Consider the following 21,302-nt stretch of genomic DNA (forward strand, 5'->3'; position numbering starts at 1 on the left):
TTTCAGTAGGCTAACAGGCGACTAAACGCGAGTAACTTTACCTGATTTAAGAGTTCTTGCAGAAATCCAAACCTTTTTAGGCTTGCCATCAACAAGGATACGAACTTTTTGCAAGTTTGGCTTCCAGCTACGACGACTAGAATTCAAAGCGTGTGAACGCTTGTTACCAAAACGAGTACGTTTGCCGTTAATAAAATCTTTTGCCATGGTTAACAAATCCCCTTTCTCATCGGTTTAATATTAACATTCTGATTTGTTCCACCCTAGTAATTTATCATAGTTACCCCCGCATTGCAATACTTTTCTTTCAAGTGATTTTACTTGACACTTATTTTTTTAGATTGCTAGTTTACTTTGGTTTTTGGAGCGATTGTGGTAACATTAACTATCGTTAATGGTGCTACACATTATTTTTTCAAGGAGGCTGTATATTCATGGCCGTTAAAATTAAGACAAAATTCGGTACAGTAGATATTGATAATGACGTTATTGCTAACGTTGTTGGTGGGACAGCAACCGATAACTATGGAGTTGTTGGCATGGCTAGTCGAAATCAATTTCGGGATAACGTCAACGACATTTTAAAGCGAGAGAACTTCTTTAAGGGCGTTGAAGTTAAACAGAATGATAATCAAATTACCATTGATGTGTATATTGTGGTAAGCTATGGTACTAAAATTTCTGAAGTTTCAAAGAGCGTTCAATCTAAGGTCAAGTATAATTTACAACATATGCTTGGCGTTTCTGCAAACTCGGTTAACGTTATCGTTCAAGGCGTTCAAGTTTTGAATTAATAATCGAATTTGCATAGGGAGGAAAATTAATTGAAAGTCACCAAGATAACCAATACCGAATTTACGGCAATGGTTCTAGCCGCATCACAAAAATTAGATAAAAATGCGGAATTTATTAACTCTTTAAACGTTTTTCCAGTTCCAGATGGCGATACTGGTACAAACATGAACTTATCACTACGTAGTGGTTATAAGTATGTAAATGAAGAGGTCAGTACAAGTGTATCTGATCTAGCCAACGCATTAGCCAAAGGTTTGCTAATGGGTGCTAGGGGAAACTCTGGGGTAATTCTGTCACAAATTTTTAGAGGCTTCTCAAAATCAACTGAAGGTAAGACTGAGCTAAGTGCTCAAGATTTGGCTAATGGGTTTATTGCTGCTACTGAAACAGCCTATAAGGCTGTGATGAAGCCAACTGAAGGTACGGTTCTAACCGTTGTTAGACTTGCTGCTCAAGCTGGTAAAAAGGTTGCATCAACTACAGATGACGCAACCGCAGTTATGGATGCAATTTATGAAAATGCTAAAGAGGCTCTTGCTAAAACGCCAGACCTGTTGCCTGTATTAAAGCAAGTTGGTGTTGTTGATTCTGGCGGTCAAGGATTAACTTTTGTCCTTGAAGCATTTGACGACGTGTTAAATGGCCGAACAATTGATGATAATGATTATCAACCAGATACATCCGAAATGGATGAAATGATTGATGCTACTCATCACCAAAGCGTCCAAAGTCAATTGGATCCCGATGACATCGTTTATGGTTACTGTACAGAAATCATGGTTAGAATTGGTCGTGGGAAAGAAGTTGATCATGACTTTGACTACCAGGAATTCTATGATTACCTAGCTAACCTTGGTGACTCATTATTAGTCGTTAATGATGATGAAATCGTTAAGGTTCATGTGCATACAGAGCATCCAGGTAAAGTAATTGCTTGGGGCCAAGAGTTTGGTGATTTAGCCAAAGTTAAGGTTGATAATATGCGGATGCAGCAGGAGACCATTATTGAAAATGATGATCAACCTGCTACACCTGCTGTAAGTACTGAAGAAATTCCTGATACTGCTGTCATTTCAATTGCTAGTGGTAAGGGAATTGCTGAATTATTCAAGAGCCTAGGAGTCACTAATATTTTAAGTGGTGGTCAAACAATGAATCCAAGCACGGAAGACATTGTTAAAGCGATTGAAGCTTCTAAGGCCAATAAAGCAATTGTGTTACCAAATAACAAAAATATCTTTTTAGCTGCGGAACAAGCTGCTGAAGTTGCTAACATTCCGGTCGAAATTGTGCATAGTCAAACTATATCTCAAGGAATTACATCGATGCTTGGCTTTAATCCAGAAGCTTCATTAGCTGATAATAAATCAGAAATGGAAGCCAATTTAGATATGGTTGTTTCTGGTCAAGTAACTAATGCCATTCGAGATACTGAACTTGATGACGTTCAAATCAAAAAAGGCCAATTTATGGGAATTATTGATGGAAAAATTAAATTGGTTGAAGATGATTTACTTCAAACGACAATTAATATGACTAAATCAATGTTAGATGAAGATAGTGAAGCAATTACGATCATTTGGGGTGAAGGCGCAAATGCTGGTTTAGCTCAAAAAGTGCTGATGCAATTGAAGAATTTGATGATGAATTAGAAGTCGAAGTTCATGAAGGAGACCAACCGGTTTATCCTTTCTTAATTTCGGTTGAATAATAGTTAACTTTAAGTTTGGCACTTGCCAACTTTTTATTTGGATTGAAAGTAGGTGATTTCTTTGGAACTGAATGATCCAGTTGGTTCATTAACCGGAGTTGGTGAGAAAAAAAGTGTCGCTTTGAATAAGCTTGGAATAAATACAGTTAATGATCTATTAACTTATTATCCAAGGCGATATGATGATTTGTCGATAAAAGATCCACAAACGACCGATAGTGGGCAAAAAGTCACTGTTAGAGGTACTGTAGTCATGGAACCCACAGTCTCGTTCTTTGGTCGTAAAAAAGTCGACTTAAGTTTGCGCTAAAAATCAACGATTTAACTTACCCGGTAACTTTTTTTAACCAGCCCTGGTTAAAAAAACAATTGAATGTTGGCTCAGAAATATCGGTCTACGGAACATTGGATGCTGCTCGTCAGCAGATTAACGGTATGAAAGTGATTCAGCAAGATTTAGGGGCTAGTTTTGATTCGGTCTATCCAGCTACCAAAGAAGTCAAACAAGCAACAATCAAAAAATTGGTAAGAGCTGCATTCGATGAGTATGAAGGTGTAATTCCTGAGGTTTTACCTCAAGATTTGCTAACTAAATATCGCCTTGAATCGTTTCACGATATGATTCAAAATGTGCACTTTCCCAAATCTCCGCATGATGCCGATGTGGCATACCGTACTGCGAAGTTTATGGAATTTTTCTTGTTTTCGATGCGAATTCAAGAACTAAAGCAAACACATCGCAAGCCTAATGATGCCAGTGTTATTAAATATAATGAAGAAATGGTAAATGAATTTATAAGTAAGTTACCATTCAATTTGACTGGGTCGCAATCAAAAGTGGCAAAGGAAATTCTAAAGGATTTAGATAGTCCTTATGCTATGAACCGATTGCTTCAAGGCGACGTTGGCAGCGGTAAAACGGTGGTTGCAGCACTTGCAATTCTGGCAACGGTTTCTGCTGGTAAGCAAGCCGTAATCATGGCCCCTACCGAAATCTTAGCCGAGCAACATGCTGAAAATTTGGCTAACCTGTTTGCGGGATTTAATATCAACATTGCTTTATTAACAGGAGCTACCTCCGCAGCCGCTAGGCGTAATATGTTACCTAATATTGAGAATGGTGAAATCGATTTGGTTGTGGGTACGCACGCGCTGTTTCAAGATGCAGTCCATTATCATAACTTGACATTAGCAGTGATTGACGAGCAACATCGTTTCGGGGTTAATCAACGTCAATTAATGCGCCAGAAAGGGACGGGCACAAATATCTTGGCAATGACGGCGACTCCCATTCCTCGGACATTGGCAATTACAATGTATGGTGATATGGATGTATCAATCATTGATCAAATGCCTAATGGTCGTAAACCGGTTAAAACCACCTGGATTTCTTCTGCTAAGACTAATAGTGCCCTTGCGTTTTTAAAGAAACAGTTACTTGCAGGTAAGCAAGCGTATGTGGTCACTCCATTGATTGAAGAATCTGAAGCTGTAGATATGAAAAATGCCGTCGCCATTTTTGAACGTTTTCAATCAATTTTTGAGCCTGAATTTAAAGTGGGGCTGCTCCATGGACGAATGACTAATGATGAGAAGAATCAAGCAATGGGTGACTTTTCTAATAAGCAATTTGCCGTGTTAGTTGCAACCACGGTGATTGAAGTTGGTGTAGATGTAAAGAATGCCAACACAATGGTTATCTTCGATGCGGATCACTTTGGTTTATCTCAACTTCATCAACTTCGTGGTCGAGTAGGACGCTCGAGTGACCAGGCGTATTGTATTTTAATTGCGGATCCTAAAAACGAAAACGGGAAAAAGCGAATGCAGATTGTCTCGGAAAGTTCGGACGGTTTCTATTTGTCCCAAAAAGATTTAGAATTACGTGGTCAAGGTGACATTACGGGTAAACAACAATCAGGAACTCCTGATTTTAAAGTGGCAGACCCCGTCGAAGATTTAAACATTTTAACGGTAGCTAACCAAGAAGCTCAACGAATTACTTCGGAAAGTAATTGGCAAAGAAAACCGGAAAATGTACAATTAGCTAAGTACTTAAAAATGAACCAACCCATCTTTACCGATTAATTGAGAGGATGATAACATTGAGAATTGCTATTGATGCAATGGGCGGAGATTATGCTCCTAAAGAAATTATTGCCGGAGTTGAGTTGAGCCGTGATGCGAATCCTGACATTCAATATGAATTGTTTGGGATTGCTGATGAAATAAAAAAATATCTAAAAAATGATCAAAATATTGAGATTACTCAAGCTGATGAAATAATTGAGATGGGTGAGGAGCCCGTTAAGGCTATCCGTAAAAAGAAACAATCTAGTTTAGTGTTAGCTGCTCAATCAGTTAGCGATGGCAAAATGACGCCTTCTATTCTGCTGGTAATACTGGAGCAATTTTAGCGGCTGGTCTATTTGTCGTTGGTCGAATTAAGGGGATTGATCGTCCTGGTTTGACTACTACGTTACCAGTGGTCAATGCAAAGGCAGATATGGCAGATAAGTTTGTGATGCTAGATGTTGGAGCTAATGCTGACTCAAAGCCGCTTAACTTATACCAATTTGCTTTCATGGGTAAATATTATGCAGAAAAGGTTCTTAAAATTAATAATCCTAGAATTGGATTATTGAATAATGGAACCGAATCTGACAAGGGTGACATCCTGCATAAAGAAGTTCACGAATTATTGGCTGACAATAAGGACTTAAACTTCATTGGTAACGTCGAGGCTCGAGAATTATTGAACGGGGCCGCTGATGTTGTCGTTACTGATGGTTTTACTGGCAATGCTGCTTTGAAGAGTATCGAAGGAACTGCCTTAAGCATGCTAAGATTGATTAAGCATGGTATCCAAGATGGTGGTTTAAAAGACAAACTTGGCGCATTGATGCTAAAGAATGTATTCAGTTCAATTGCAGACCAAATGGATTATTCTAAATATGGTGGGGCGATGTTTCTCGGCTTAAAGGCCCCAGTTATTAAGTCTCATGGAGCTAGTCGTCAAGAAATCGTTAAAAATTCTTTAGCCCAGATTAAAACGATTAATGAATCAGGTATGATTGATGATTTGGTCAATTATGTAAATGAACACAAAGCGGAATTGGATGCCATTAAAGAGAGTGTTAAAAGTCGTAAATAATTTGCTATAATGGCTAAAGTACGTAAATAAAAATAAATAAAACGGGTGTTTTTGATGAATAAAGAAGAAGCTTTTAACAAAATTGCCGATATGGTTTCAGATCAATTTGATATTGATCGTTCAAAGATTACTGGTGACCTAAACTTTAAAAATGATTTAGATGCAGATTCGATTGATTTCGTAGAATTTGTTCTCGATTTAGAGGATACTTTTGGCGCAGAAATTTCAGATGAAGATGCAGAGAAATTAAATACAATTAATGAAGCTGTCGATTTCGTATTGAAACATCAGTAATTAACAAATCAATCAGTTATTTAGCTGGTTGATTTAATTATTTTGGAGGAAATAAATGATAAAAAGGCTTGAATGAAATGCTAAAACGGGATTTTGATATCACCATTAGCAATAATGATCTTTTGGATGAAGCATTTACCCAAGCATCCTATGTGAATGAACATAAAGATCAAAATCTAAAATTTTACGAACGAATTGAATTTTTAGGTGATGCCGTATTGCAATTGGTGGTGTCGGAATACATTTTCAAACGTTACGAGCGTTTACCGCAGGGAAGATTGACTCGTTTACGAGCAGCAATGGTTAACGAAAAGAGTTTTAGTACGTTCGCAAGAGAATGTCATTTTAATGAATACATTCGTTTAGGTAAGGGTGAAGAACGAGCTAATGCCAGAGATCGAGATTCGTTACTATGTGATATTTTTGAATCATTCGTTGGGGCTCTTTATCTTGATCAAGGTAAAGCAGCCGTTGAAAAATTCTGTCACCAAGTAATCTTTCCTAAACTTGATTCAGGAATGTTCGACGAATTTTTTGATCATAAAACCGAACTTCAAGAGGTTGCTCAAGAGGATGGTCCTGTTGCTATTGACTATGAATTAGTTGAAGAATTTGGTCCAGCTAACGATCAGATGTTCCGAGTAAAGGTATTAATTGCTAATAAAGAATTCGGAATTGGTGAAGGTCATTCTAAAAAAGAGGCAGAACAAAAAGCGGCTCAACAAGCCCTTAAGCACTTCGATACAAGTAACATGAATTTATTGTAGATTGGGGTTTGAATGGTCCTGTGCAACTAAAATCGATTGAGATCGTGGGATTTAAATCCTTCGCGGAAAAAACTAAAAATAGAATTTCCAACTGGTTTAACTGGTATCGTAGGCCCAAACGGGAGCGGTAAGAGTAATATTGCTGAATCGATTCGCTGGGTTCTAGGTGAGCAGTCGGCTAAAACATTGCGTGGAACAAAAATGTTCGATGTTATTTTTTCTGGTTCTGCAGACCGAAAATCACAAAACATGGCGTCAGTCACATTAACGCTTGATAATCAGGATGAATATATTAAATCATCATTTTCTGAAATCAAAGTGGCTCGGAAGTTATTCAGAAATGGTGACAGTGCATATTTTCTTAATGAAAAGGAATGCCGGTTAAAAGACATTGTTAACTTATTTATGGACTCTGGCATTGGCCAGGGTTCTTTGTCGATTATTTCGCAAGGAAATATTGAGTCAATTTTAAATAGTACCTCTGAGGATCGTCGGACGATTATCGAAAACGTCGCCGGAATTTATAAATATAAACAGCAAAAGACCACTGCTCAAAAGGAGTTAACTACTACTAGTGATAATCTAGATCGAGTTAATGACATTATTACCGAGCTTGAATCTCGAATGACACCACTGGAAAAACAAGCTAATCTGGCAAATGATTACCTGGATCAAAAAAAAACAGCTGACAAAATTAGAAAAAACAAAAGCTTATTGTTGATACTCAACGACTAATGAGTAACGTTGATTCACTGGCTGCTAAATTAACCCAATTGGAACAAACCAAGGCTAAGTTATCCGCTCAAATCAGGGAACAAACTAGCCGAAAAATTAAACTTCAAGCGGACTTAGAAAGTAATAATGAGCAAGCTGAGTCCTTAGAAACTAAGCTAATTGAAACTTCAAAAAAAGTTGAACAGTTGCGTAGTCACAAAGAGTTAAATTCGCAACAACAAACGTTTACTAATGAAAAATTTAAAGCAAATCACAGCGACTTTATCCGAGGCTGAAGATACCAAGCAAAGATTAAGCCAAGCATTTGAAGATTTGGTAATTAAGCAAAATGAGGTTAAGCGTAAGCTAGCTAATGTGCAGTCACAAATTGATGACCTACAGGCTAAAATGCCAGTGAAATCATCTCAAACAATTTCTGATGAAGTTCAGATTAATCGAGACAAATATATTGATTTGTTACAACAACAAACAGAAATAAAAAATCAATTAAACCTGCAAGCAAGAGATAATCAACAATTTAACCAACAACTACAATCACAAGCTGATCGAATCAGTAAGTTAACCAATCAAGTTAATAATCAAAAAATTGATTTACAGACTGAACATGGTAAGCTAAGCAAGTTAAAAAGCATGTTAAATAAATCTGCATCCCAATTTGAGGATGACGTTAAAAAATATGATGAAATTAAAGCTGCAGCAGATAATGCGAATAGTGAATGGCTATCGGCATTACGGGTAGCGGAAGAGGCCAAGGCTAAATTGAGCTCCTTAAAAAATATTCATGATTCTTATCGTGGATATTATTTTGGTGTTTCAAATTTGCTTAAGCATCGAAATGAATTTCCTGGTATTTATGGTACCGTATCTGAATTTATTAAAATCGATAAGAACTATGTGCTCGCCATTGATACCGCTATGGGCGGTAAATCGCAAAATATAATTGTTGAAACTAACGATGTAGCCGCGCAAGCAATTCGATTTTTAACGAAGCATAAATTGGGTCGAGTGACCTTATTGCCATTAAAAACTATCCGAGCTAAGTACATAGCTGAATCGGTGTTATCAAATATTAGGAGTCTTGCAGGATTTATTGGCGTGGCTAGTGATTTGGTCAGTTTTGATAATAAATTTAAAGCAATTATTGAATTTCTGCTCGGAACGACAATCATTGCCAATGATTTGAAATCAGCAGTGACAATTAGTAATCAAATTAATCATAGTTATCGAGTTGTCACGCTAGATGGTCAAGTAGTTAACCCCGGTGGTTCGCTAACTGGTGGGGCAGCTAAAAAGGCTAATCAAAGTATTTTGAGTCAACAAGCAGAGTTAGATAATTTAAGTCAAGTGGTAGCTGACATGAATCAAAAGCTGGCTAGTAAGGAACTGACGTTATCAAAGCTCAAGGCACAGGTGGATCGAACTGCTTTAATAGTTAGTACCAGTCAAGATAAACAACGTGATGCTAGTCAACAAGTAGAGATGCAGTCTCGGATAATCGAGCAAAAGCAGACTATTTTTGAGCAGCTGGATCGTCAGTTAAAAACTTTAAAACTTGGCTATCAAAATACAATGGCGGATAATGAGACTAGTAGTGAGAGTGACCTACGCTCAAAATTAAATGCTATTCAAGGCACACTACAAGCAACTGATAAAAAGATTAATCAATTGTTAAAGCAGCAAGCTGATACCCAATCCCTAGAAGCCAGCCAGCAGTCACAGCAGCATGAACTACATGAGCAACTTGTTTTGTTACAGCAGGAGCAACATCAAGTTAGTAAAGAAGTAAATGCTACGCAAGATCGTTTGGATAATAATGACCAGGTGATTACCGAAGCTACTCAGCAACGGCAGCAATTAACGGCTAAACTTAGTGACCAACCAACTAAGCAAGCGTTAGAAAAGCGAATCGCTGACAATATGCTAATTGAACAGCGTACCAAACAGGAGTTAGCAGATGTTAAACAGCAAATGACTAACCTAAATCAAGAGGTTAATTCATTGAATGATAGTTTAGCTACGCAAAATATTAATTTGAATAATGTGGATAATGAAGCCAAGACGTTAAACGAACAGGTTAAGCTTGATAAGCAAAAAGTAGCTAATAACCAAGCCAAATTATTGGACAATTATGAGCTTGACGAGGCAGCTATCGCTGACTTTGACATTTCTAAAATCAACATCGCCGAATTAATTAGTAGAATTAACATGCTTCAAAGAGGTATTGAAGAAATTGGTCCTGTAAATGTTGCGTCCATCCAAGAGTTTGCGGATGTTACGACTAGATATGAATTCTTAGATGCTCAACGAAAGGATTTAGTTGCTGCCGAGCATAAGCTACAAAAAACAATGTCATCTATGGATCAAACAATTAGCACTAAGTTTTCCGCTGCTTTTAAGGATATTTCTAAGTCCTTCGCTAAGGTATTTGTTGAAATGTTTGGCGGTGGCGAAGCTAAATTGGTGTTAACTGATCCGGATGATTTGTTAAATACGGGTATGGACATCATGGTTCAACCACCTGGAAAAACCTATCGGGACTTGAATCTACTTTCCGGTGGTGAAAAAGCCTTAACTGCCATCACTTTGTTGTTTGCATTAATCAAGGTTAGACCGGTGCCATTTTGTATTCTAGACGAGGCAGAAGCTGCATTGGATCCATTTAATGCTGATCGTTTTGCTCAATATTTAAAACAATATGGCGCAGATACTCAGTTCATTGTTATTACTCACCGAAAAGAAACCATGATTTACGCAGATCAATTGTATGGAATTACGATGCAAGAATCTGGAGTTTCAAAAGTGATTTCCGTCAATTTAGATAATACTCAGGAAGAGGTAAAATAATGGGACTTTTTGATATTTTTAAACGTCGGTCTAAAGAAACCGATAAACAAAAACCAACCGAAGAGCCAGTTAAAGCACCTGAAAAGCAGGAGCAACCAGCTAATAATCAAGAAAATATTGATCAATCAACTACTGATAACAGTCCAATTGAAGAAGATCAAGATACCACTAAGATAGTCACTAATAGACAATCAGAAGATAATAATGGAGTCGGACATGAGACTGATAAAAAGATGGCAACTGTCAGTGATACCCCTCAAAAAACTTCTGAACTGACTGAACCAGAAAAAACTGAAATTAACAAAACATCGACTTTTAATTCAGCTGTAACCAGTGGTGAACAACCTCAAAATTCAATGACTTCAAAAGATACTTCAGATCACCCTAATTTATCCTCATTAACTGAAGTAAACCACGAAGTTACTAGTTCTGAATCAGCTACACAGAAAGAAAATAAGACAATTATTGACGACAAGCCAACAATGAATACTGTAGTTGAGGAAGAGCATTCAGCTGCTTCTCAAGAATCAGTGACTGAACCAGCTGAGCATCATGACGATGAAGCGATTGTTAAACAACAATCAGATGATGTTGTGGACCAAGCTGACCAGCCAAAGATTGAACTAGAAGAACCTACTGACGATGAACAATCTCAACCAGAATTAGAAGAGGAAGTTGAGCATCCTCAAGATGACAAAGCTACTAAGTACGAACACGGATTAGCTAAGAGTCGATCAACATTTGGTCAAAGATTAAATGCCTTGTTTGCTAACTTTAGAAGTGTCGATGAGGAATTTTTGAACATCTCGAAGATATGTTAATTGAGTCTGATGTTGGGTTTGAAACCGCAATTCAACTTACTGATGAGTTACGAGACGAGGTTAAAACTTCAAAATGCTAAAAAACCAAAGGATGTCCAAAACGTTATAGTTCAAAAAATGATTGAACTGTATGACGCTGAAGGAAATGGTGAAGATAATACCATTCATTTGGCAGCTAGCGGACCAACCGTTTTACTATTTGTTGGGGTTAACGGAGTTGGGAAAACTACCACTATTGGTAAGCTTGCTAAACGCTTTAAGGATGAAGGTAAGAAGGTTTTATTAGTTGCGGCTGATACCTTTAGAGCTGGTGCGATTGAACAATTGAATGTTTGGGCTCAACGTGACGGTGTAGATATTGTAAAAAAAGAAGCAGGCTCTGATCCAGCGGCTTCTGTATTTGATGGAGTTAAGAAAGCCAAAGCGGAAAATTATGATATTTTAATGGTGGACACTGCAGGAAGACTTCAAAATAAGGTTAATTTGATGAATGAGTTAGCTAAAATGAAGAAAATATTAACTAGAGAAATCCCCGATGCACCGCATGAAGTGTTGTTAGTTTTGGACGCGACGACTGGTCAAAATGCAATGACTCAGGCAAAAACATTTAAAGAAACAACTGATGTTACTGGAATTGTGTTAACTAAGCTAGATGGTACAGCCAAAGGTGGAATCGTGTTAGCAATTAGAAACGAACTTCATTTACCAGTTAAATTAGTTGGTCTTGGTGAGAAGTAACGGACTTAGCTGATTTTGACGCTAATAACTTTGTATATGGTTTATTTAAAGGACTATTTAAAGATTAATTATTTTAACCAATGTTTGTTGATGACAGGCGAGAATTAGTTGACGTTAATTGGCTAATTCTCGCTTTTTTATTGATATTGACTTGCTCAATAAAAATCGGTACTGTAAACTAATGTGGAACCGGAAAGGAAGCAATTATGGAACTAGAAAAAAACAACTATATTAATTCCTTGTTTGCGTTTTATGAACCGCTTTTAACCGGGAAGCAAGCTAATTACCTTGAGCTTTATTATGCTAATGATTATTCCCTAGGTGAAATCGCCGAAGAATTTAATGTTAGCCGGCAGGCCGTTTATGATAACATCAAGCGGTCAGAAAAAATCTTAATTAGCTATGAACAAAAATTAAACTTATACAAGAATTACACAGATCGTAATTCTAAATTAGATCAAATTCAGGAATATGTGCAATTGAATTATCCTGATGATACAGAATTAAACAAACTAATCAGTTCGTTAGAAACAACTGAAGAAGAATGAGAGTGGTGTAAATATGGCATTTGAAGGCTTAACAGAGCGTCTTCAAAACGCAATGAAGAAGCTTCGTGGTAAAGGTAAGATTAGCGAGGCTGACCTAAGAGAAACGATGCGGGAAATTAGACTGGCTTTATTGGAAGCCGATGTTAACTTTACCGTTGTAAGAAATTTTGTTAAAACAGTTCAAGATCGCGCTAAGGGCGCCGATGTTCTTGACGGATTAAATCCTTCGCAACAGATCATTAAGATTGTTGACGAAGAATTAACCAAGATGATGGGTGAGGAAGCTGTTCCGTTGAACAAAGCGCCTAAGATTCCTACTATCATTATGATGTCTGGTCTTCAAGGAGCTGGTAAAACCACAACCGCTGGTAAATTGGCCCTTAAATTAAAAGACGAGCAGAATGCTCGACCATTATTGATTGCAGATGATGTTTACCGACCTGCTGCGATTGATCAATTGCAGACTGTTGGTGAACAGATTGACGTACCGGTATTCCAATTAGGTACTGATGTTGACCCAGTGGAAATTGCTAAACGAGGGGTAGCTCAAGCTATTGAGAACCACAACGATTACGTAATTATCGATACGGCTGGTCGACTACAAATTGACGAAGCTCTAATGGGTGAACTTCAAAATATTAAGTCTGAAGTAAAACCTGATGAAATTCTGCTGGTCATTGATGCAATGACTGGACAAAATGCCGTTGCCACTGCTGAAGGATTTAACGATGCTTTAGATGTAACCGGGGTTGTTTTAACTAAATTAGATGGCGATACTCGTGGTGGTGCCGCCTTATCAATCAGAGCTGTGACTGATAAACCGATTAAGTTTGTTGGACAAGGCGAAAAGATGAGTGATTTGGATATTTTCTATCCAGATCGAATGGCTTCAAGAATCTTGGGTATGGGAGATATGCTTTCGCTTATCGAAAAGACCCAAAAAGATTATGATGAAAAGAAGGCTCAAGAGTTAACTGAAAAGATTCAAGAAAATAGTTTTGACTTTAATGATTTTCTTGACCAAATCAGTCAAATTCAAAAAATGGGGCCTTTAGAAGATATCATGAAGATGATCCCTGGTATGGCTAACAATCCGGCTCTTCAAAACGTCAATATGGACCCTAAGGATATGGAACACATTAAAGCAATTGTGTACTCAATGACTAATCAAGAACGAGAAGATCCCGATGTGTTGAATCCTTCACGTCGACGTCGAATTGCTGCCGGATCTGGTCGCCCAATCCAAGAAGTTAATCGGATGATCAAGCAGTTTAATCAAAATGAAAAAAATGATGAATCAGGTTTCTAAAGGTAACATGTCAGGTATGGAGAACATGATGAACGCCACTGGTATGGGTGGCGGTGGTCTTGGTTCAAAAATGTCTAACTTGGCTATGAAACAAATGAGTCGTAAGCTTCGTAAGAATAAGAAAAAACGATTAAAATCAAAAAAGAAACACAAGTAATTACCAATATTTACCAAGGGTTTTATGGTGTAAAGAAAAAAACCTTTACAACCGTTCAATTTGTTGGTATATTATAATACGTTAAAAGATTATAGGAGGAATAAACATGTCTGTTAAAATTCGTTTAAAGCGCATGGGTTCAAAGAAGCGTCCATTCTACCGTATCGTAGTTGCTGACTCACGTAGCCCTCGTGACGGTCGTTTCATCGAAAACGTTGGAACATACAACCCATTAGTTCAACCATCAAAGGTAACTTTGGAAGAAGAATCAATTCTTAACTGGTTAAACAATGGTGCACAACCATCAGATACTGTTCGTAATATCTTATCTGATGCTGGTATCATGAAGAAGTATCACGAAGCTAAATACTCAAAATAGTAAAGTGAGTGATTCTACGACATGGTTAATGTTGATGAATTAATAAAAACTATAATTGAACCACTGATTGATGATAAAGATGATATTAAAATTAGTCATCAGGAGACTGATCGGTTTAATGAATATCATCTTCATTTAAGCGATGATGATGTTGGCCGGGTAATCGGTAAGCATGGTCACGTAATTCAAACAATCAGAACGCTGGTTTACAGTGTCCCTGTTTCAGGTTCAAAAAAAGTGCGTCTTGTCGTTGATGATGGCAAGAAATAAAAAAGTTCTTATTCGAAACGGTGGTTTTGTTTAAGAGCTTTTTATTATCTATTGATAGAAATATAGGAGATATAATTTGAATTATTTTAACGTTGGTAAATTAGTTAATACTCAAGGAATTAAAGGAGAGGTTCGGGTCATTTCAACAACGGACTTTCCAGACCAAAGATTTAAAAAAGGAAACCGTGTTTTTGTAGATGATGAACAAACTCATTCCATGATTCAATTAGAAATTGATGGGGTTAGAAGTCAAAAGAACTTTATCATTTTACATTTTAAAGGCTATGACTCAATTAACGACGTTCTTAAGTTCAAACCTGCTATTTTGAAGGTAGATGAATCTAGTTTGTCAGATAATGATTTGGCTGACGGGGAATATTACTATCATCAAATTATCGGTTTAGACGTTGTTGAGAGTGGAGATATTATTGGAACAGTTAAGGAAATCCTCGCTCCGGGGGCCAATGATGTCTGGGTAGTTAAACGAGATCATAAATCCGATCTTTTGCTACCTAAAATTGATTCAGTCATTAAAAGTGTTGATCTCGATAAGGGTGAAATTCAAGTTGAAGTTCCAGAGGGGTTAGATGATGAAGATTGATGTATTAAGTCTATTTCCAGAAATGTTTACTGGCCCAATGCATGATTCTATTATCGGTAAGGCAATTGAAAACCAGATTATTGATTTCAATGTCACTAACTTTCGAGAATTTACGACTGATAAGCATAATCACGTTGATGATTATCCATTTGGTGGGGGTGCCGGTATGCTACTCCAAGCACAACCAATTTTAGATGCTTTCGAGCATACGCAACAAGAGGCTCATGCCAAGGGCATTCCAGATGGCAAAGTAATTCTAATGGATCCTGCTGGTAAGCAGTTTAAACAAACGGATGCAGAAGAATTAGCAAAATCTGAGCACTTAACCTTCATCTGCGGTCACTATGAAGGCTATGATGAAAGAATTCGTTCAATTGTCACTGATGAGTATTCCTTGGGCGATTATGTATTAACTGGTGGTGAATTACCGGCAATGGTAATGATCGACGCGTTTCACGGTTAATTGATGGTGTATTAGGAAACAATGAGTCTGCAGTTACTGAATCATTTTCAACTGGCTTACTAGAAGGACCTCAATATACTCGTCCAGCAGAATTTCGAGGTATGAAAGTACCTGATGTCTTAATTAGTGGAGACCATAAGAAAATTTTCGAATGGAACCAAAAAGAATCATTAAGAAGAACATACACTCGCCGGCCTGATTTAATTGATCATCAAAAGCTAACTGATTTACAAAAACATTTGCTAGCAGACGTGCGTGTGGAAGAAGAGCAAAACCAAAAGTAGTAATTATCATGACAAGAAAATTCTCTTTACAGATAATTATAATTTATGATACACTAACATCTGGTGCAAACCGTAAAACAACATTCCGCTGTCGAACAGATAATGAATGCTATTGAAAGGAAGATTTAGTCATGAGACAAAATCAATTAATCGAAAAGCTTAACAATGACCAATTACGTAGCGACATTCCAGAATTCCGTACCGGTGATTCTGTTAAAGTTTACGTTAAGGTTGTCGAAGGTACACGTGAACGTATCCAATTGTTCGAAGGTGTTGTAATCAAGCGTAAGGGTTCAGGTATCCAAGAAACTTATACTGTTCGTAAGATCAGTAACGGTGTTGGTATTGAACGTATCTTCCCATTACACTCACCACGTGTTGACAAAATCGAAGTAGTTCGTCATGGTCGTGTTCGTCGTGCCAAACTTTACTACTTGCGTGCATTACAAGGAAAAGCTGCTCGTATCCCTGCATCACGTCGTTCAAGATAATCTTTATCGCAAAATTAGGTCAAATCCAATTTATTGGGTTTCGGCCTTTTTTTCTTGATAATTTTTAAATTTTTGAAAACGGAACCAATCTAAGATTAATAATCTGTTATTATTAACTGAGGACAAGGGGGTGTCAGTATGATTAGTGCTGTTGATCAAAATTTAACTTGGTTTTTAAAGTATTTAAAAAACGAACGGAAGTACTCTGATGATACAGTTTCTGCTTATCAACGAGATATTCAAGCTTTCATCGTTTTTTTAAATCAAACTAACCAAGAAGATGCATCCCTGCTAAAGGTTGATGCCTATGATGTGGAAGCTTATTTAACCAGTTTGTATGATCATAACTATTCGAAAAATTCGGTAGCTCAAAAGGTATCAGCCCTCAGAACGTTTTATAATTATCTAATAAAAAATGATCTGTCGTCAGCGAATCCGTTTGAATACGTTCATCTCAAAGCCGAGAATAAAAAATTGCCGCGGTTCTTTTATCAATCAGAAATGCAGGCGTTATTTAATAGTGTGGCCGAAGATGAAGACAATCCTTTAAGTACTAGAAACTTAGCGTTACTAGAGGTATTCTACGCTACCGGAATTCGAGTTAGTGAATGTGCCGGACTTACCCTTGACAGAATCGATTTTGCTAATAAAATGATGTTAATCTTCGGAAAGGGAAACAAACAGCGTTACGTCCCTTTTGGTGAACATGCTAAAGATGCCTTAACTAAGTACCTTCCAGTAAGGGAACGACTTATGGTTAATCATCACGAAGATCATCAGTATTTATTTATTAATCATTACGGTAAGCCAATTAGCGCTAGAGGAATTGAATATGTATTGGATGACATCATAAAAAAAAGCAGTCTCAGTTCCGATATTCATCCTCATATGCTGCGACACACCTTTGCTACGGCAATGTTAAATAATGGTGCTGATATGCGGACAGTCCAAGAATTATTAGGGCATGCTAGTTTGTCATCGACCCAAATTTATACTCATGTTACTAAATCACATTTGGTGCATGATTATAATCAATTCTTTCCCCGTTCAAATAAAAATCAAGAATAGGAGTTTAATTTTTTATGCCAGTAAAATTTGAAGCAACTACAATTTGTGCTGTTCGGCACAATGGTCACCTTGCAATGGCCGGTGACGGACAAGTAACTATGGGTGAAAAAGTAATCATGAAAGGAACAGCTCACAAGGTTCGTCGAATCTTTAATGGGAAAGTCGTTGTTGGATTTGCCGGCAGTGTGGCCGATGCCTTTAACTTAGAGGAACGATTCGAAGCTAAACTTGGTCAATATGACGGCGATTTAAAGCGGGCCTCTGTTGAATTAGCTCAGGACTGGCGGAAAGATCAAGCTTTACAAAAATTGGAAGCTCTGTTAATCGTTATGAATGATAAAGACCTGCTTCTAGTGTCTGGATCTGGTGAAGTTATCGAACCAGATGATGATATTCTTGCAATTGGTTCAGGCGGTAACTTCGCACTAGCTGCTGCTACCGCTATGAAGCATCATGCTGAAAATATGAGTGCCAAAGAAATTGCTGAAGCGGCAATTCATATTGCTGGTTCTATTGATATCTTTACTAACCAAAATGTTATTTCAGAAGAGTTGTAGGAGGAATAAAACGTGGACGAATCACAAATCACCCCAAAACAAATTGTTGAAACATTAGACCAATACATCATTGGCCAAAACGATGCCAAAAAGGCAGTTGCGGTTGCATTAAGAAATCGATTCCGTAGAATGCAATTATCTAAAGACATGCAGGATGAGATCTCTCCTAAAAATCTATTAATGATTGGACCAACTGGGGTTGGTAAAACTGAAATTGCTAGACGCTTGGCTAAAATTGTTAAAGCCCCATTTGTTAAAGTTGAAGCAACTAAATTCACTGAAGTTGGTTATGTAGGTTCTGATGTTGAATCAATGGTTCGTGACCTGGTTGAAAATTCAGTTAATCTTCAACGCGAAGAAGCATATAAAAATGTTCGGGTTGATGCTGAAAAAGAGGCTAATAACCAACTGGTTAAGTTACTAGTTCCTGCAAAGAAAAAACAAAATAATAAAAACGACATGCAAAACCTAATGAGCATGTTTTCAGCAATGCAAAAGGGTGAAATGCCTACTAATGATGCGCCTGAAGAAGAGATCACTAGCGATATTCGTGAAGAACGAATGTCTACTTCAGAAAAGCTTAGAGCTGGTTTATTAGAAGATAACGAAGTTAAAATCAAAGTGGATGATCCATCAAGTAACCCAGCTGGTCAAAACAGTATGATGAACCAAATGGGAATTGATTTAAATGATACTTTGTCCGGGCTAATACCTAAAAAACAAATCGAGCGAACGGTGACAGTCAGAGAAGCTCGTGATATTTTAGCTCACCAAGCAGCTGAAACGTTGATCAATCAAGCTGATCTTTATCATGATGCGATTACTAGAGCTGAAAACACAGGGATTATCTTTATCGATGAAATTGATAAAATCACTGGTGGTAATTCAAACAATTCTGGTGAAGTTTCTAGAGAAGGGGTTCAACGTGATATTTTACCAATCGTTGAAGGTTCTCAAATTAATACTAAGTACGGTACGATTAATACCGATCACATCTTATTTATCGGTTCAGGAGCATTTGCTACTAGTAAACCATCTGACTTAATTCCGGAACTTCAAGGTCGATTCCCGATCCGGGTTGAACTTGATGACTTGAGTAAGGAAGACTTTGTCAGAATTTTAACTGAACCAACTAATGCACTAACTAAACAATATGTTGCTTTGATTGGCACAGATAATATCAATATCACGTTCACTATTGAAGCCATTAATAAAATTGCGGAAATTGCTTCAGATGTGAACCACAATACTGACAATATTGGTGCTAGAAGATTGCACACAATTCTTGAAAAATTACTTGAAGATATTCTTTATGAAGGACCTGACATGCAAATGGGTGAAATTACCATCACTGAACAATATGTTGATGACAAGGTTGGTAAACTAGCTGGTAATAAAGATCTTTCAAGATATATCCTTTAAAATTAAATTAGGGGTGCGGGGAAACGATGATTAAACTTACAAATGATTATTTAACGGTACTAATCAATCCCTTAGGGGCTGAATTAACTAGTGTTAAGTCTAGTGATACTGAATATATCTGGACAGCTGATAAACAATACTGGGGACGCCATGCGCCAATCCTATTTCCAATCGTTGGTCGGTTAAAGGACGACCGGTATAAGTACGCTGGAAATACGTATCAAATGACGCAGCATGGATTTGCCAGAGATAATGAGTTTGAGGTTGAGTCACAAACAAACAGCGACGTAACACTCTCGCTAACAGCTAGTGCCAATACACTGATAAATTATCCATTTTCGTTCAAATTAACCGTTAAGTATGAATTGCAAGACCATGAACTAAATGTTTCAATGACGGTAACTAATTTGGATAACCAAGAAATGATTTTTCAACTTGGAGCCCATCCTGGGTTTAATGTGCCATTTAATCCATATGAGGGCGGTTTTGAAGATTATCATATTCAATTGCTCCGCAAAAGGATTACACTAAGATACCTTTAAAGCCTCCTTACAGCGATCCTAACGACACCTCTATCGTTAACTTAAGACATCCGTTAATGTTAAACCACGAGCTATTTGAGCACGATGCGCAGGTGTTTGAGCTTAATGGTGATGAGGCAACCTTGTTGCTGGGAAATGGGATTAGTGAAACAGGCGTTTCAGTGCATATCGATAATGCTAAATATGTTGGTATTTGGTCACCGTACCCTAAAGAATCCCCATTTGTTTGTATTGAACCTTGGTGGGGGCTAGCTGATACTGTGGATGCCGATGGTGAACTTAAGGACAAATTTGCTACTAATAGACTTCAACCCCAAGCTAGTTTACTGGTAAGTACGAACTAACATTTTTTTAAAATGAATTGCTAAATGCAAATGACCGACTTGATTTTCAAATGCTAATTTGAAAGTCAAAGTCGGATTTTTTGACTAAACTTACCGAAACGTATGTTCAGTTTTAGCTTAATTGTGTTATGATTAGTTATCCGTTACTAGGCGTTCTGTAACATAGTGATACTAAAGGTATAAAAAATCAGTGGAATTAATTCCACTGATTTTTTATGGCGATTAAATTAACGATTAACGCTTATTTCGTTTGTAGAACCAATAGTATAAACCAAACGACGTTGTTTTCTGTTCCATGAAGCATCCTAATAATATTAGGCCAATGACGGTAAATGATAAAAATTGTTAACGCCGAAGCTAAAATACTTAGGAGAATGTCATGTGTAAAGTAAATGACGATAGTTATGATAATGAAGGCCACGATGCTAGCAAAGCTAACCGTGCTCGATACGAAGATCAAGAGTAACCACATTGAAAGCGCGATAATAAATAAAATTGGTTGATATGCTAACAACATCCCCGCACTGACCGCAACAGCCTTACCACCTTTGAATTTATCAAAAATTGAAAAGGTATGACCTAATATGGCCATTAAGCCAAAGATAAGTGGGGTAAGGGAGTGGTTACCGAAGAATGTTGGTAGTAAGGTAGCAACTACCCCCTTTGAAATATCCATAATCATTACGATACTACCGGCGATTGGTCCTAACACCCGATAGGTATTAGTGGTACCGATGTTTCCGGATCCGTGTCTGCGAATATCAATATTAAAAAAGAGTTTTCCAATCCAGACACCACTTGGTATGGAACCTAATAAATATGCTAAGATCAACATCAATATAATTTCGTATGTACTATTATTCACTTTAAAACCTCATTAATTATCAATTTTTAGTTTTCACAAGCAAGAATTATTTTAGCATTATTCTAAAGTTAAGCCAATAAAATTCGTTTTCAAAGCCATTGTTTTAAGGTATTATGAAATAGATTGCAAGTAAAGGAGTCAGA

Annotated in this window: 15 protein-coding genes and 8 pseudogenes; 21 read left to right on the top strand and 2 right to left on the bottom strand. The window is 37.3% G+C overall.

What is annotated here, in order from left to right; all coding sequences use genetic code 11:
* Positions 1–21: 21 nt before the first annotated feature.
* Positions 22–207, bottom strand: coding sequence for a 50S ribosomal protein L28 (rpmB, locus tag NBRC111893_RS04365; protein ID WP_125008138.1), 186 nt, complete (start codon positions 205–207; stop codon positions 22–24).
* Between the two features lie 227 nt (positions 208–434).
* Here rpmB and NBRC111893_RS04370 point away from each other — a divergent pair, with 227 nt between their 5' ends.
* From NBRC111893_RS04370 to NBRC111893_RS12285, 21 genes and pseudogenes are all read left to right on the top strand, one after another.
* Positions 435–794 (top strand): Asp23/Gls24 family envelope stress response protein, encoded by a 360-nt coding sequence (locus NBRC111893_RS04370; RefSeq protein WP_125008139.1) that lies wholly within the window; start codon positions 435–437, stop codon positions 792–794.
* Between the two features lie 30 nt (positions 795–824).
* Positions 825–2,506 (top strand): annotated as a pseudogene (locus NBRC111893_RS04375) (DAK2 domain-containing protein).
* Positions 2,507–2,567: 61 nt separating this feature from the next.
* Positions 2,568–4,594 (top strand): annotated as a pseudogene (recG, locus tag NBRC111893_RS04380) (ATP-dependent DNA helicase RecG).
* 17 nt (positions 4,595–4,611) lie between these two features.
* Positions 4,612–5,660, top strand: a pseudogene (gene plsX / locus NBRC111893_RS04385) (phosphate acyltransferase PlsX).
* Between the two features lie 54 nt (positions 5,661–5,714).
* Positions 5,715–5,954, top strand: coding sequence for an acyl carrier protein (gene acpP / locus NBRC111893_RS04390; RefSeq protein ID WP_125008140.1), 240 nt, complete (start codon positions 5,715–5,717; stop codon positions 5,952–5,954).
* A 77-nt stretch (positions 5,955–6,031) separates the two neighbouring features.
* Positions 6,032–6,721 (top strand): ribonuclease III, encoded by a 690-nt coding sequence (rnc, locus tag NBRC111893_RS04395; protein WP_125008268.1) that lies wholly within the window; start codon positions 6,032–6,034, stop codon positions 6,719–6,721.
* Positions 6,722–6,741: 20 nt separating this feature from the next.
* Positions 6,742–7,426: pseudogene (locus tag NBRC111893_RS04400) on the top strand (AAA family ATPase); the annotation flags it as partial.
* 29 nt (positions 7,427–7,455) lie between these two features.
* Positions 7,456–7,731, top strand: a complete 276-nt coding sequence (locus NBRC111893_RS04405; protein ID WP_125008141.1) for a hypothetical protein — start codon at positions 7,456–7,458, stop codon at positions 7,729–7,731.
* Complete coding sequence (gene smc, locus NBRC111893_RS04410; RefSeq protein ID WP_125008142.1) at positions 7,688–10,300, top strand: chromosome segregation protein SMC; 2,613 nt, start codon at positions 7,688–7,690, stop codon at positions 10,298–10,300. Before NBRC111893_RS04405 ends, smc begins: the two co-directional genes overlap by 44 nt.
* A 617-nt stretch (positions 10,301–10,917) precedes the next feature.
* Positions 10,918–11,927: pseudogene (gene ftsY, locus NBRC111893_RS12095) on the top strand (signal recognition particle-docking protein FtsY).
* Positions 11,928–12,065: 138 nt separating this feature from the next.
* A complete protein-coding gene (locus tag NBRC111893_RS04420; RefSeq protein ID WP_125008143.1) occupies positions 12,066–12,407 on the top strand; it encodes a putative DNA-binding protein in 342 nt (113 codons plus the stop codon).
* Positions 12,408–12,420: 13 nt separating this feature from the next.
* Positions 12,421–13,873 (top strand): annotated as a pseudogene (gene ffh / locus NBRC111893_RS04425) (signal recognition particle protein).
* A gap of 106 nt (positions 13,874–13,979) precedes the next feature.
* Positions 13,980–14,252 (top strand): 30S ribosomal protein S16, encoded by a 273-nt coding sequence (gene rpsP / locus NBRC111893_RS04430; protein ID WP_125008144.1) that lies wholly within the window; start codon positions 13,980–13,982, stop codon positions 14,250–14,252.
* A 21-nt stretch (positions 14,253–14,273) separates the two neighbouring features.
* On the top strand, positions 14,274–14,522 hold the full coding sequence (locus NBRC111893_RS04435) for a KH domain-containing protein (protein ID WP_125008145.1): 249 nt from the start codon (positions 14,274–14,276) through the stop codon (positions 14,520–14,522).
* A 76-nt stretch (positions 14,523–14,598) separates the two neighbouring features.
* Positions 14,599–15,123, top strand: a complete 525-nt coding sequence (gene rimM / locus NBRC111893_RS04440; RefSeq protein WP_125008146.1) for a ribosome maturation factor RimM — start codon at positions 14,599–14,601, stop codon at positions 15,121–15,123.
* Positions 15,113–15,870: pseudogene (gene trmD / locus NBRC111893_RS04445) on the top strand (tRNA (guanosine(37)-N1)-methyltransferase TrmD). The gene rimM and the pseudogene trmD overlap by 11 nt, the downstream one beginning before the upstream one ends.
* A gap of 131 nt (positions 15,871–16,001) precedes the next feature.
* Complete coding sequence (gene rplS, locus NBRC111893_RS04450; RefSeq protein WP_125008147.1) at positions 16,002–16,361, top strand: 50S ribosomal protein L19; 360 nt, start codon at positions 16,002–16,004, stop codon at positions 16,359–16,361.
* 138 nt (positions 16,362–16,499) lie between these two features.
* Positions 16,500–17,429 carry a tyrosine recombinase XerC gene (xerC, locus tag NBRC111893_RS04455; protein ID WP_125008148.1) on the top strand — a complete coding sequence of 310 codons (930 nt, stop codon included), beginning with the start codon at positions 16,500–16,502 and terminating at the stop codon, positions 17,427–17,429.
* Positions 17,430–17,443: 14 nt separating this feature from the next.
* Complete coding sequence (hslV, locus tag NBRC111893_RS04460; protein ID WP_125008149.1) at positions 17,444–17,986, top strand: ATP-dependent protease subunit HslV; 543 nt, start codon at positions 17,444–17,446, stop codon at positions 17,984–17,986.
* A 12-nt stretch (positions 17,987–17,998) separates the two neighbouring features.
* Positions 17,999–19,408, top strand: coding sequence for an ATP-dependent protease ATPase subunit HslU (gene hslU, locus NBRC111893_RS04465; RefSeq protein WP_125008150.1), 1,410 nt, complete (start codon positions 17,999–18,001; stop codon positions 19,406–19,408).
* Between the two features lie 26 nt (positions 19,409–19,434).
* Positions 19,435–20,305, top strand: a pseudogene (locus NBRC111893_RS12285) (aldose 1-epimerase family protein).
* Positions 20,306–20,535: 230 nt separating this feature from the next.
* Here the strand turns inward: NBRC111893_RS12285 and plsY are convergent.
* A complete protein-coding gene (plsY, locus tag NBRC111893_RS04475; RefSeq protein WP_191984819.1) occupies positions 20,536–21,159 on the bottom strand; it encodes a glycerol-3-phosphate 1-O-acyltransferase PlsY in 624 nt (207 codons plus the stop codon).
* Between the last annotated feature and the right edge of the window lie 143 nt (positions 21,160–21,302).

The sequence above is a fragment of the Lentilactobacillus kosonis genome (assembly GCF_003864335.1).
GTDB lineage: Bacteria > Bacillota > Bacilli > Lactobacillales > Lactobacillaceae > Lentilactobacillus > Lentilactobacillus kosonis.

Bases quoted from the DNA above. Each gene is read 5' to 3' on its own strand.
- smc (WP_125008142.1), top strand. From the start codon at position 7,688: ATGAAAAATTTAAAGCAAATCACAGCGACTTTATCCGAGGCTGAAGAT.
- rpmB (WP_125008138.1), bottom strand. From the start codon at position 207: ATGGCAAAAGATTTTATTAACGGCAAACGTACTCGTTTTGGTAACAAG.
- NBRC111893_RS04420 (WP_125008143.1), top strand. From the start codon at position 12,066: ATGGAACTAGAAAAAAACAACTATATTAATTCCTTGTTTGCGTTTTAT.
- acpP (WP_125008140.1), top strand. From the start codon at position 5,715: ATGAATAAAGAAGAAGCTTTTAACAAAATTGCCGATATGGTTTCAGAT.
- xerC (WP_125008148.1), top strand. From the start codon at position 16,500: ATGATTAGTGCTGTTGATCAAAATTTAACTTGGTTTTTAAAGTATTTA.
- rnc (WP_125008268.1), top strand. From the start codon at position 6,032: ATGCTAAAACGGGATTTTGATATCACCATTAGCAATAATGATCTTTTG.
- rplS (WP_125008147.1), top strand. From the start codon at position 16,002: ATGAGACAAAATCAATTAATCGAAAAGCTTAACAATGACCAATTACGT.
- NBRC111893_RS04370 (WP_125008139.1), top strand. From the start codon at position 435: ATGGCCGTTAAAATTAAGACAAAATTCGGTACAGTAGATATTGATAAT.
- NBRC111893_RS04435 (WP_125008145.1), top strand. From the start codon at position 14,274: ATGGTTAATGTTGATGAATTAATAAAAACTATAATTGAACCACTGATT.
- NBRC111893_RS04405 (WP_125008141.1), top strand. From the start codon at position 7,456: ATGAGTAACGTTGATTCACTGGCTGCTAAATTAACCCAATTGGAACAA.
- rpsP (WP_125008144.1), top strand. From the start codon at position 13,980: ATGTCTGTTAAAATTCGTTTAAAGCGCATGGGTTCAAAGAAGCGTCCA.
- hslV (WP_125008149.1), top strand. From the start codon at position 17,444: ATGCCAGTAAAATTTGAAGCAACTACAATTTGTGCTGTTCGGCACAAT.